At 41.2% G+C, this 11,878-nt stretch carries 13 protein-coding genes; 7 read left to right on the top strand and 6 right to left on the bottom strand.

The window, feature by feature from the left end:
- Positions 1 to 38 precede the first annotated feature (38 nt).
- From CSV60_RS11505 to CSV60_RS11490, 4 genes are all read left to right on the top strand, one after another.
- A complete protein-coding gene (locus tag CSV60_RS11505) occupies positions 39 to 464 on the top strand; it encodes an HIT family protein (protein ID WP_099630628.1) in 426 nt (141 codons plus the stop codon).
- A gap of 189 nt (positions 465 to 653) precedes the next feature.
- The gene (locus CSV60_RS11500) at positions 654 to 1,010 is read left to right on the top strand and encodes a YtxH domain-containing protein (RefSeq protein WP_099637084.1); all 357 of its coding nucleotides are present in this window, start codon (positions 654 to 656) and stop codon (positions 1,008 to 1,010) included.
- Positions 1,011 to 1,188: 178 nt separating this feature from the next.
- Positions 1,189 to 1,752, top strand: coding sequence for an HTH-type transcriptional regulator Hpr (locus CSV60_RS11495; RefSeq protein WP_099630626.1), 564 nt, complete (start codon positions 1,189 to 1,191; stop codon positions 1,750 to 1,752).
- An 86-nt stretch (positions 1,753 to 1,838) separates the two neighbouring features.
- Positions 1,839 to 2,024: a hypothetical protein gene (locus CSV60_RS11490; RefSeq protein ID WP_099630625.1), complete on the top strand. Its 186-nt coding sequence runs from the start codon at positions 1,839 to 1,841 to the stop codon at positions 2,022 to 2,024.
- Positions 2,025 to 2,066: 42 nt separating this feature from the next.
- On the opposite strand, the gene CSV60_RS11485 is transcribed toward CSV60_RS11490, so the two are convergent.
- Positions 2,067 to 2,168, bottom strand: a complete 102-nt coding sequence (locus CSV60_RS11485; RefSeq protein WP_099630624.1) for a YjcZ family sporulation protein — start codon at positions 2,166 to 2,168, stop codon at positions 2,067 to 2,069.
- 159 nt (positions 2,169 to 2,327) lie between these two features.
- Between CSV60_RS11485 and CSV60_RS11480 the strand changes: the two genes are divergently transcribed.
- On the top strand, positions 2,328 to 3,284 hold the full coding sequence (locus tag CSV60_RS11480; RefSeq protein WP_099630623.1) for a peptidylprolyl isomerase: 957 nt from the start codon (positions 2,328 to 2,330) through the stop codon (positions 3,282 to 3,284).
- 203 nt (positions 3,285 to 3,487) lie between these two features.
- Here CSV60_RS11480 and yhaM read toward each other — a convergent pair whose 3' ends face one another.
- From yhaM to CSV60_RS11455, 5 genes are all read right to left on the bottom strand, one after another.
- A complete protein-coding gene (yhaM, locus tag CSV60_RS11475; protein ID WP_099630622.1) occupies positions 3,488 to 4,426 on the bottom strand; it encodes a 3'-5' exoribonuclease YhaM in 939 nt (312 codons plus the stop codon).
- Complete coding sequence (locus tag CSV60_RS11470) at positions 4,426 to 7,278, bottom strand: ATP-binding protein (protein ID WP_099637083.1); 2,853 nt, start codon at positions 7,276 to 7,278, stop codon at positions 4,426 to 4,428. Before CSV60_RS11470 ends, yhaM begins: the two co-directional genes overlap by 1 nt.
- 1 nt (position 7,279) lies before the next feature.
- On the bottom strand, positions 7,280 to 8,482 hold the full coding sequence (locus CSV60_RS11465; RefSeq protein ID WP_099637082.1) for a metallophosphoesterase family protein: 1,203 nt from the start codon (positions 8,480 to 8,482) through the stop codon (positions 7,280 to 7,282).
- A gap of 252 nt (positions 8,483 to 8,734) precedes the next feature.
- Positions 8,735 to 9,994, bottom strand: a complete 1,260-nt coding sequence (locus tag CSV60_RS11460; protein ID WP_099630619.1) for an ABC transporter permease — start codon at positions 9,992 to 9,994, stop codon at positions 8,735 to 8,737.
- A complete protein-coding gene (locus CSV60_RS11455; protein ID WP_099630618.1) occupies positions 9,987 to 10,886 on the bottom strand; it encodes an ABC transporter ATP-binding protein in 900 nt (299 codons plus the stop codon). The genes CSV60_RS11460 and CSV60_RS11455 overlap by 8 nt, the downstream gene beginning before the upstream one ends.
- Before the next feature lie 185 nt (positions 10,887 to 11,071).
- On the opposite strand from CSV60_RS11455, the gene CSV60_RS11450 reads away from it, so the two are divergent.
- Both CSV60_RS11450 and mgsA read left to right on the top strand, forming a co-directional pair.
- The gene (locus CSV60_RS11450) at positions 11,072 to 11,257 is read left to right on the top strand and encodes a YhzD family protein (protein ID WP_029054126.1); all 186 of its coding nucleotides are present in this window, start codon (positions 11,072 to 11,074) and stop codon (positions 11,255 to 11,257) included.
- 172 nt (positions 11,258 to 11,429) lie between these two features.
- Positions 11,430 to 11,834, top strand: coding sequence for a methylglyoxal synthase (gene mgsA / locus CSV60_RS11445; protein ID WP_199173138.1), 405 nt, complete (start codon positions 11,430 to 11,432; stop codon positions 11,832 to 11,834).
- The last annotated feature ends 44 nt before the right edge of the window (positions 11,835 to 11,878 follow it).

Raw genomic sequence — 11,878 nt, 5'->3', positions numbered from 1 at the left:
ATGCTACAATACATCCAAACATGAAAGGAAGTGTAGAAATGACCTCATGTATTTTCTGCAAAATTGTAGAAGGAACGATTCCAGGAGAAAAAGTATACGAGGATGATCACGTTATCGCCTTTATGGATATTATGCCCGTCACAAAAGGACACGTACTCCTAATTCCTAAAACACATCGTGAAAATGTGTATGAATTAACTGAAGATGAAGCCGCGAATTTATTTAAAGTGGCACCAAAAATCGCCAATGCATTAAAAGAAGAATTTCAACCGTGTGGAATGAATTTATTGCAAAACAATGGCTCTTTCGCAGGTCAGTCAGTCTATCATTTCCATATGCATTTAATACCGCGCTATGACAAATCAGATGGGCTGAAAGTAGAATTTGATACAAAAGTAGAGCAGTTCCCGATGAACGTAGTGTCTGAATTAGCTACCCATATTTCTAGACGACTGCAAGAATAACATGGGGAGGTTGTAGGCAGAAGCGTACGATATTTTTCTTCATCACTCAAAAGAAATTCTACTCTTCTGTCCACTTCTTCAAACCGTTAGAAATGCTTTTGGTTGTATAATATTTCATTCATATCTTGCTCAACTATGCACTAACATGCTTTAATAAAATAATAACTATACAAAAGGAGTGTTCTCTATATGAAAGCGTCCACATTCTTTATTGGTCTGGCGGCAGGTGCTGTTACTTCTGCGGTAACTGTTCTATATTCTACACCAAAAGCCGGAAGTGAACTGCGTGACAGTGTCAAAAATGCATCACTCGAATTGAAGGATAAGTTGAAAGATGTCAAAGGGCAAGTCGCGGATCTAAAAGATTCTGTAACCGATCTAACGAAGGAAGCAAAAGAGCTTGTACCAGAAACTGTCGAAGAAATGAAGGTTTCTGTAGCGGACTGGAAGCGCTCGACCGAACACAATAAGAAGCGCTTAGAGAAAGAAATTTCTGCAATTCAAGCAGCTTTGGATGATCTCGAAAAATCAATTGGAGCTCGCTAACGTATTTCCATTTAGGCGCCAGTTGTTCACTTGCTAATCTTTGAGTGCGTACCCATAGTAAAACAGCTGCATTCTATGGGATATACACTCAAACTGATTTATTTTATTATTCCGTCTTCTTTATTTGTTGTTTTTTTGGTATAATAAATAAAATGACAGAAAGAAAGCAGGTGTCTCGATGGCCGATCAAAATATTTCACGTAAAGACGCCATGATCTTCAATCAGCGTGTAGCCCAAATGTCCAAGGCATTATGGAAAGCTGTAGAGAAGGATTGGCAACAATGGATTAAGCCGTATGAACTCAATATTAATGAACATCATATTTTATGGATCGCCTACCATTTGGAAGGTGCTACCATTTCAGACATCGCAAAGTTTGGTGTAATGCATGTCTCAACCGCCTTTAACTTCTCAAAAAAATTGGAACAACGCCAGCTTTTATATTTCTCAAAAAAAGAAGATGACCGACGTAATACCTATGTAACGGTTTCAGAAAAAGGCAAAGCACTACTCATCCAGATGAATGAAAATTACCATAATGAAGATTATAGCGTACTTCAGAGTTCCCTCCCTATTCGTGATATTTATGGCAAATTCCCTGAATTCCTAGAAGTCATGTCAGTATTGCGTAACATTTATGGAGATGATTTTATGGACATTTTCGAACGCGGTTTTCAGAACATTGAGAAGACATATATCGATTCAAACGATTACCTTATAAAATCTAAAGTAGAGTCTTAATCACCTGCTCTGTAGACAGCGTAGTTTTTTCCTTTTGATCACAAATTCTGCTATGATAGTAAAGAAGCAGAAAGAGGAGGTCTATAATGGTTATTGCGATTACCATTCTATTTTCATTGTTCTACTTATATCAAATTAATAAAATGACATTTGCTCTTTGCCAATCTAGAGAGATTCCAGAAGATAAGCAGCCAAAGATTTATCGAACTGTAAACATTCTGATCACGATCCTCATTTTATCCTTATATGTAGAAGTATTCTTTAGTGCCTGACACTATGTATGCCCGCCCCCATTGCTGGAGGCAGGGCATTTTTTAATAACAGAATGCTGCACCGACGATGATCAACAAAATGAACAACACAACAATTAAAGCAAAGCAAGATGAACCTGATCCGCCCTGTGAGTAACCGCTCATGAAGGCACCCCCTTTCACATTGTATCCTATGCGAAAGTAGAAAAAACCGGTTGGGCTGTTTCAGATGAATGGAACCTTTTTGTTTTTCATACGTTATATGATATAGTGTTTACTTGAAGAATAATCAGAATCTATACTTAGATTAGGGGAGTTAATTACATGAAAAAGAAGATGTTAGCATTTACACTTGCAGCTTCGGTTGCAGCTTTATCCGCTTGTTCTGGCGGGGATGAAAAAGTTATGACGTCCAAAGCAGGAGATGTAACGAAAGATGAATTTTATCAAGAAATGAAAACATCTGTTGGTGAACAAGCTCTACAAATGATCATCTTGGAAAAGGTTCTGGATGACAAGTATAATGTAGACGATAAGCAAGTAGACGCAGAATTTGAAAAAAACAAAGAACAACTTGGTGAAAACTTCGAAGCTTTCTTAGCTCAACAAGGTCAAACACCTGAGAGCTTCAAGAAAATGATTCGTTTGAATAAATTGCAAGAAGCTGCATTGACTGACGGCATTGAAGTTTCTGACGAAGAGTTAAACAAGCGTCTCGAAGAATCTCAATCAGAAATCAACGCTCGTCACATATTAGTTGAAGATGAAAAGACAGCAAAAGAAGTAAAAGAAAAGTTGGATAAGGGAGAAGACTTTGCAAAAGTAGCAAAAGAATACTCCACTGACCCAGGCTCTAAAGATGAAGGTGGAGATCTTGACTGGTTCGCTTACGGTGTAATGGTTCCTGAATTCTGGAACGCTGCATATGACTTAGAGCCAGGTAAAATCAGTGAGCCTGTTCAATCAGATAACGGCTTCCATATCATCGAAGTAAAAGAAAAGCGCAAAACTGATGATAAAAAGATTACGGATGAAAAGAAAGACGAAATCCGTCATGAACTATTGATGGAAAAGGCTGATGAAAACGAGCTATTGAGTAAAGTTGCAAAGCTAGTGAAAGCAGCAGATGTAAAAATTAAAGATGAAGATTTAAAATCTGCACTTGATTTGTTCAAGATGGAAGAGCAACCGGCTGAAGAAGGTACTCCAACTGACGAAAAAGCACCTGCAGAAGATGCTCCAGCTGACGATGCTGAAGTGGAAGTTAAAGAAGGTAAGTAATATATGAAAAAGGTCTGCCTTGGAAGTTATAACTTCCACTGGCAGACCTTTTTTGTGTTTTTATAATCGTAATGTTTGCCTGTTTTCTTTTTATTACAATGATAAGTAAAAACTCAGTATCTTCATGAATCGTTCTTCTTGTAAAACCACAACTTAACAAAATTTATTATTTTGCAACGGGTCGTGCCCCGTTCCATAGTAGTTTATTCAAAAGTAGGCTTGTAGAACGAACGGTTATCTAGCGGGAATACGCGCTCGGAGAATTCGCCTGGCGTAGTCTTTGACATCACGCGGTTCAGCATATTCATCTTCGCATCAATATTATCGATATAATGAAGAATTTCCGCCTCTTTCAACATCGGGCGCTTTGGACTGCCCCACTCCTCTTTACCGTGGTGAGACAACACCATATGCTGAAGCAACATCACTTCTTCACCATCGATCTCCAGCTCTTCTGCTGCCTTGGAAATTTCATTGACCATGATCGTAATATGACCTAGCAAGTTCCCTTCAATCGTATACTGCGTGCCGACTGGACCTGACAACTCGATGACCTTTCCGATGTCATGCAAAATAATTCCTGCATACAGCAAGTCTTTGTTCAACGTCGGATACAATTCCGCAATCGCCTTGCCAAGTTTCAGCATCGAAACTACATGATCTAGCAAGCCGGATACGTAGTCATGATGATTTCTCGTAGCTGCTGGATATAACACGAAGTCCTGCTGATGCTTCTTCAGTAAATGACGGGTAACACGCTGAATTTGTGGATTTTTCATTTCAAAGAAATATTGCATCAATTCGTCTAGCAATACTTCCTTACTCTTTTCAGCAGACGGTACTAAATCTGCAATTGTCACGCCTTCATCTTCTTTTACAGGACGGATTGCTTTAAGACGAAGTTGGTTTTTCCCGCGGTATTCATGGATTTCTCCACCTACTTTTACGATGGTCGCTCCCTGATACATCTGGGCTTGCTCTTCACCCGCATCCCAAAGTTTAGCTTCAAGGTCCCCACTTTTATCTTGCAGAATCAACGTCATGAACGGACTCCCCTGCTGTGTGACACCTTTTGTTGCCTGCTTAATCAATAAATACATGTCGATCGTTTCACCGACTTGATAGTCAAGTAGTTTTTTCATCAGTAAATCTCCCCTTTTACTTTTCGTCCAATCTCAATTGTATGAGGTTCACTTGGCCATTTCAATTTCATTTCTTGATGGCAAGTAAAGTACAGAAATTGATGTGATGGCTGTAACTCCGTAAGTATTTCTATCATACGCGAAAGTCGCTCATTATCAAAGTGAACAAATGGGTCATCCATAATGATTGGGAACGGTGCACGCTCTGATAATTCATAGGCTAACGCTAGTCGTAAAGAAAGATAAGCTTGCTCTTTTGTAGCTTGACTGAGCTCATTGATCATGAACGTTTGTCCTTCGGCAGTGACTGCCTCAAAATAACCTTCTGCCGTTAAACCAATCGTCGCATACCGATCCCCTGTTAAATAGCTGAACCATTTATTTGCTTGAATGAGTACGGCTGGCAATTGATGTTCTTTCCACTCACTCATCGTCTGTCGAATCGACTCACGGACAGCTTTACGGATTACCCATTGCTCTGTCATTTCTTCCAACTCGGCTTTTCGCACTTCAACTAACTGCTGAAGCTCACTGTACGACTGACTGGTACCCATTTGTGAGATTTCATGCCCTACTTTGACTTGCTCATCTACAAGCGCTTCTACTTCTTGCCGTATTATTTGAAGGCGGTTCGTCGTCTCGCTGCGTTGTCGTTCTAGTTCCGGTATAGTCCACTCTTTTACCAATGGTTCCTTATTGTATAAGGAAAGCTGGGCTTCTACTTCTTTTAGCTGTCGTTTCAGCAATTGTGCATCTTGGTCTTGCTGATACGCTGTATAAAATTGCTCTTTTTCTGATACGCCAACGATCGTAAACAATTGTAAAATTTCCGCTGTTGTCGTTTCCAACAGCTCATTTGTTTCTAGTAATTGCTCTTCGATTTCAAGTACTGTTTTTTGCTTGCTTAACTGCTTTTCTTGCAAGCTATTCTGATGAAGTAGTTCTTGGCGAATTCTTTCAAATAAACCTTCTTCCGCGACAGGTCCGAGCACTTTTTCCACTTCTTTAATTAGCGACTGTACGTGTTGCGTCGCGGTTAGTAAACGTAGCCGCCATGTTTTCTGATCTATTTCCGCATCCTGGAACTCGCGCAGTAGGCGGAAGCTTTCCTGAATATTGAATGTCAAATCGAATGGTTCATCTTGCAACAGGTCTTGCCATTTCTTCACCGCTTGTTGTTTCTGATCATAAAGTTGTTCCATTTCTTCCGCATATTTCTGTAATTTGTAATCTAGTCTTTCAATCTCTGCTGCCACTTGCCGTTGGTCACGCTGTTGCAGCTCATCACGCTCAGCCAGTCTTTCGAGTTCCGCCACTAACGGTTCATTATCTCGAATGAACGATTGCTGATCTGATACAGAAGCGGGTCGTTGTTTCCATAACCAAGCACCGATCGCCACCATTACTATACCGAGGCACGTGAACAACCATTGCTGCTGCAAGACACTATATGCCCCAATCGCTAGGCCAATGAGCATAATAATTACTGGAACCATCTGATTCGATGCCTGCTTATCCGACGCAGATACAATGAATTTAGCTTCCGCGAGCTGACGTTGCAGTTCGGGCAAGGCCGTCAGTTTCTTTCGTTCAGTTTCAGTCAATTGCATACGTTCAGTATGTTCTTTTCGTTGCTCTGATTCCTGCCGTTCACTTTCCGCTTCCGCGAGAAGACGTTGCAATGCTTTTAATTGCTGATCCAACTCTTTCTGTTCTTCGAGGATTGGTTCAAGCTGGCGTTCACGTTGGATGGAAACATCCATCTTCCCTATCGACAACTGCTGATCATGGGTTAATCCTAAACGATTACTGAGTTGCTGTAGTTTCTTTTCGAGCAAACGGATTTCTTGTTCAGCAGAAATTCGGTCCGTACGTAACCGATGCCACTCTGCTTCTTGTGTGACCCAGCGCTCTAACTGCTGCCTTTCACTAGTAGGCCGTAAATCGATCCACTCCGATTGCCATTCCGATTGTTCTTTCTCTAGACGCGTTTTCTTTAATTGCAATTCGGATTGTTTACTAGCCAGTTCCTCGTACCGTCGGATGCCTGCCGCTGGGAATGTATCTGTCAAGTGGGAAAGTTGTTCAAGTAATTGATTACGTTGTTGCTGTAGCGGAACAATTTGCATGGCAATTCGTTGTTCTTCAGACTGCTTATAAAGACGTTGCTCTTCCAAGCGTAAAGTCGCCACTTGCTCGTCGAGTTCTTGCTTGCGACTAGTAAGCGGTTCATACATCGATAGCTTCTGCTGCTCTTTTTGCATCGCTTGTTCAAGTTCACGTATTTCGGTCAGTTTTTTATTCATCTGTGGTATTTTCCCAGTCTTTTTGAAGAGGCTACCCATTTCTTTCTCCATCTTCTTTTCCACTTTCCAAAGTGTATCCAGGCCGGTCGTTCCGGATGCAAGTAATGTACGGCTTAAATCATTTTCATCCATCTTCTCGAGACCTTGTAATTGGAATAAGGAAAAAGAGAATATAGATTCAAATGCTTGTCGATCATAACCTCTCAATAACCTCTTTAGTTCGGCTTCCTCCATAATACGCCCATCTTCAAAACGGATTAAGACGTCACCTGAGGACTTACCGCGCACCCGCTCAATCATCCAATTACCATACTCTTGATCTTCTATATACAGACAGCCGCCATATTTACCACCTGTTTTCGGCTCATAGCGCAATTCCTGTTGATTCTTTTGAGGAAATCCAAATAAAATATGAAGGATGGCTTGCTGAATGGTCGTCTTCCCCGCTTCATTCGGTCCATACAAAAGATTCATACCGGGGCGCAGATTAATTTCTAGATTCTCATGCTGACCGAATCCATAAAGAAGTATTTTCTGGATTTTCATTTCAGCTCTCCTTCAACAGTTCATTCTTAAGCAATGCAGTTGCCTGCTGTTTCAACCGCTCAAAATCCACAGGCTTCAATGCCTCTAAATAACGACCGGCTTTATGACTGTATACTTCTTTCACCAAATCATGCCAGTCATTCGTTTCCCAAGAAGACATGGTTCTTTCCACCGGTTCCAGTAAAGAATTCGGAACTACTGAATCATGGATTGGTGGCCATTCAATTGCTGATATCCACACAAATGGTTCTATAGCTTCATACTGTTCTCGCAAAATGTCGAGCCATTCCCCTTCCACTCTAGCCAAGTCGTTTGTAAGGCCTTCCGTTTGTTCCATCACTAACTCCACGACGACACTACCGGCTTCAGCTGTCAGTTGATCTATCGCTTCCTGACAAGCAGAAATCCAGTCATCTGCGTATTCAATTCCTTCGCACGAAACAGTCAATGAAGTGTACATAATATCCGATGTGCCTACAAATTTCATGGACGTCTGAGTCGATGTCAACAGGACATCATAAAAACCTTTCTGTCCTGATTCATTGCGATGACGACCTTGAATATTGCCGGGATAGACGATCGGTGGTTCCTCTGATAATAGTTGGCGTTTATGAATATGCCCAAGCGCCCAGTATTGATAGTGCTTATCTTGCAATTCACTGACTGTAAACGGTGCATAGACAGCGTGCTCTACATCTCCTGCCACACTTCCGTGTAATAGACCGATATGTATTCCGTCAGTAGCTTCCGGATAATCCCTAATCATTGGTTCTTTCACATGGCGCTGCGGATAACTGAAGCCGTGTAAGTATATTATATCGTCACGGATAGCCAATTGTTTTTGTTCCACTTGTTCAGAAAACACGTGGACATTTTCAGGCAATGAAACTCTAGTCCATCTGCCCGACAAGTTATCATGATTTCCGTATGATAGATAGACAGGGATATTCACTTTTTGAAGTTGTTGCATACCTTGCTGGAAACGGATTTGCGCACGCAAGCTACGGTCTTCACCGTCGTAAATATCGCCGACAATGACAATGAAATCCGGTCGCTCTTTGACTGCGTATGCTATAAATCGGTCGAATGCAGCGAATGTGGACTGCTGCAGTCTGGCTAGCTCGTCCGGACCTGCTGCGGCCATGCCTTTAAAGGGGCTGTCCAAGTGCAGGTCGGCTGTATGTAAAAAACGTATAGGTTCCATAGGTCGCACCTCTTCCACGAATACTCGTTCCTATTTTACCATATTTCATCTATTACTGGAAAGTGAACATCTATAAATGAGGTGACTTGAAGGCACCGTTGATCGACGTTCCAGGCGGACGCTTTCCGAGGTACAGCTTCCATCACATCGTACACATTAATTACCTAATTCTACCATTCACACTTTGATTTTGAACGTATCATCACGCAAAAAAGCCCCAAGAAGCTCCGTGACTTCTTGGGACACTTAAACCTATTCTTTTCCAAGCTGAACAGCCTTCTTCAAATCTTTCAGCGAACGGGATGGCCCATACATCAAGACACCGCCACGGTACACCTTTGATCCGAACCAGCCGAGGATCAAGATGGTCACCACCATAATGCCTATCGAGAGCAAAGGCTCCCATAAAGGTAAGTCAAGCATGCCTACTCGTAGGAACATGACAAGGGGAGCGAAGAATGGGATGAACGACGCGATTTTCAAGTAGCCCAATTCTGGATTCCCAAGTCCAGTTGCTGCGATGATGAAGGCTGCAACAATCAGCAACGACATCGGCATAATCATTTGCTGTACATCTTCTGTACGGCTCACTAACGAACCAAGCAAGGCTGCGAGTGTAGCGTATAAGAAGTAGCCGAGCAAGAAGAATATCACGGCGTAAACAAGTGTACTTACTTCTAGGTTTTCTAAACTAAAGAATGCGGATAGCTCATTTTTCTCTCCTGTGGAAGAAAGTCTATATGCTAAAAATCCTGACACTGCATAGACGAGAATTTGCACAATCCCGAGTGAGCCGATTCCAAGTACTTTTGCGAACATATGCTTAACGGGTGATACACTCGAGATAAGAATTTCCATCACGCGTGAGGATTTTTCAGTTGCGACTTCGGTTGCAATCATCGATGAATAAATAATAACGGCAAAATAAATAACGAACATCAATACATACACCAAGATACGAGCTTGGTTTAGTTCTTCTTCTGATTTTGCTGTTTCTGAAATATTATGTTTCTCAAATTGAATGGGTGCAAACAACTCGGAAACTTGTTCAACAGATAGAGAGAGCCTTTCAGCTTTCACCTCGGTTTGAATGTTCTGTAATGCGTCTTGCAGAGCAGAAGGTAAAAATTGATCTACTAGACTGCTTGTAGTGTAATTCGCTTGAATCGTTTGATCCGCATCGAAACTTAATTCCATGAACGAGGCAATTTCTTCCGATTTTACTTGCTCTAACAGCTGATCTTTCGTGTCTTCTGTCAGCTCTAATGAAATTCCTTGCTCATTTTGCTGAAGATGTTCAAGCAGACGGTCAAATAACACTCCACTTTCATCAACAACCAGTACACGATCATCTTCTTCATTCCCCATCATTTTACCGACCTTTTCCATAATGCTCGGCAAATTCGCGAAAAGAAAAATCCCTGCTACCATAATAAGTGTCGTAATGAAAAATGATTTTGTTTTAGCTTTAGTTAAGAAGCTTTGTTTGAAAATAATCCAAAATTCACGCATGCTCATTCCCCACTTTCGCAATGAATATGTCTTGCAAAGATGGTTCTTCTATTTCAAACTGACGAATCGGTCCCTTTAGCAATGCTGCTTGCAACAACGTATGCGCCACTCGTTCATCCTCCACTTGAAAGACTGCACCTTCTAATGAGTGATGAGTTGTCGTTACGCCTTCGATGCTCTCTAGCTCCATTAAAGGAAAGTCTGCACGAATCCGGACATTTTGTTTGCCGAATGAACGTTTAACGTCACGCAAATTTCCACTGACTAATTGTTTGCCATGGTGAATAATACTGAGTTGCTCACATAACTCTTCCACATGATCCATGCGGTGGCTAGAGAATAGAATCGTTGCCCCGCTGTTACGGAAGTCTACGATTGCTTTTTTTAACATCTCTACGTTAACTGGATCAAGTCCCGAGAACGGTTCATCCAAGATAAGTAATTGGGGACTATGTAATAATGCAGCAATGACTTGTATCTTTTGCTGATTCCCCTTGGATAACTCTTCTACCTTTTTATTCGTATTTTGCGGTACTTCGAAACGATCCAACCAATGAAGTGCTGCACTTTTCGCTGCGGATTTTTTCATTCCGCGCAGCTGTCCAAGAAAGATTAACTGATCTAGCACTTTCATTTTTGGATAAAGACCTCGCTCTTCAGGCAAATAGCCAATTAGCGGACTCGTTTCATACGAAATCGTGCGGCCATTCCATGAAATATTTCCTTCTGTCGGGGTTAATAATCCCAAAATCATTCGAAATGTAGTGGTCTTCCCTGCACCGTTCGCTCCAAGGAATCCGTACATCGTCCCTTCTTCCACCGTCAATGACAGCTGATCCACTGCTGTGAAATCGCCAAATCGTTTAGTTACTCGTTCCAATTCCAAAGCCATACACATCATCTCCTTCAATACTCTCTATCTCGTTCTACGTTCCAAAAGACCATATGTTTCATAATTATAAATATTCCTCCACTACATTCTAACATGAAGTAACTTTTTGCACTTCTATTAAATGAATCATTATTCATTTCACACGATTCATAGTATACTAGGTAAAAGATGATGGAGGCGATATAATGAAAACCTACAAACTAACAGCGTACGAAAAAGATGGTTCATTAATTACAGAAGAGACTTTCACTGCGGAATCTGATGATGCAGCAAAAGAACAAGGTCATCAGCTGCTGACAGAAAAAGATTTGCTCGAGCGAACACACCGCCTAGCTTCCCCTCTTGGTAAACTATTATTATTCCATACATGAACAAATGACAAAATCTCCATTTTGAGGAGGTTTTGTTTTTTATACGATAATCCTGAACAGAGGGATATTGTATTGCGCACAGTTACAAATTTTTATACAAATAGCACAAGATTTTTTCAGAATTTTGTGATACGCTATGTTCGTTAAGAAATCGTAGAAGGAAGTGACTCGTTTGAACATTGCTTTGATTGCGCATGATGAAAAAAAGGCTGAATTAGTCAATTTCACAATTGCTTATGAGCAGATTTTTGCTAAACATACTCTTTACGCAACGGGCACAACAGGATTACGCATCATGAAGGAAACCGATCTTTCTGTCACACGACTCATGTCAGGTCCACTTGGTGGGGATCAACAGATGGGTGCCATGATCGCGACAGGCGAGCTAGATTTAATTTTATTTTTCCGTGATCCGTTGACTGCACAGCCACATGAACCTGATGTGAGCGCCTTACTTCGATTATGTGACGTCTATGGTATACCTCTCGCTACGAATTTAGCTTCAGCGGAGTTACTATTGCGTGCTATAGAAAAAGGCTATTTCTCATGGAGAGAAACAGCCGCTAAGTATCAATAATTCTATAAAAATGATCATAGATATAAACGAGACGCGCAGTTTTC

The sequence above is a fragment of the Sporosarcina sp. P7 genome (genome assembly GCF_002743425.1).
In the GTDB taxonomy this organism is placed as follows: domain Bacteria; phylum Bacillota; class Bacilli; order Bacillales_A; family Planococcaceae; genus Sporosarcina.
This window is presented reverse-complemented; position numbering and strand designations above follow the sequence as displayed.

Coding starts and splice junctions, on each gene's coding strand:
- CSV60_RS11505 (WP_099630628.1), top strand. CDS start 39: ATGACCTCATGTATTTTCTGCAAAATTGTAGAAGGAACGATTCCAGGA.
- CSV60_RS11500 (WP_099637084.1), top strand. CDS start 654: ATGAAAGCGTCCACATTCTTTATTGGTCTGGCGGCAGGTGCTGTTACT.
- CSV60_RS11495 (WP_099630626.1), top strand. CDS start 1,189: ATGGCCGATCAAAATATTTCACGTAAAGACGCCATGATCTTCAATCAG.
- CSV60_RS11490 (WP_099630625.1), top strand. CDS start 1,839: ATGGTTATTGCGATTACCATTCTATTTTCATTGTTCTACTTATATCAA.
- CSV60_RS11485 (WP_099630624.1), bottom strand. CDS start 2,168: ATGAGCGGTTACTCACAGGGCGGATCAGGTTCATCTTGCTTTGCTTTA.
- CSV60_RS11480 (WP_099630623.1), top strand. CDS start 2,328: ATGAAAAAGAAGATGTTAGCATTTACACTTGCAGCTTCGGTTGCAGCT.
- yhaM (WP_099630622.1), bottom strand. CDS start 4,426: ATGAAAAAACTACTTGACTATCAAGTCGGTGAAACGATCGACATGTAT.
- CSV60_RS11470 (WP_099637083.1), bottom strand. CDS start 7,278: ATGAAAATCCAGAAAATACTTCTTTATGGATTCGGTCAGCATGAGAAT.
- CSV60_RS11465 (WP_099637082.1), bottom strand. CDS start 8,482: ATGGAACCTATACGTTTTTTACATACAGCCGACCTGCACTTGGACAGC.
- CSV60_RS11460 (WP_099630619.1), bottom strand. CDS start 9,994: ATGCGTGAATTTTGGATTATTTTCAAACAAAGCTTCTTAACTAAAGCT.
- CSV60_RS11455 (WP_099630618.1), bottom strand. CDS start 10,886: ATGGCTTTGGAATTGGAACGAGTAACTAAACGATTTGGCGATTTCACA.
- CSV60_RS11450 (WP_029054126.1), top strand. CDS start 11,072: ATGAAAACCTACAAACTAACAGCGTACGAAAAAGATGGTTCATTAATT.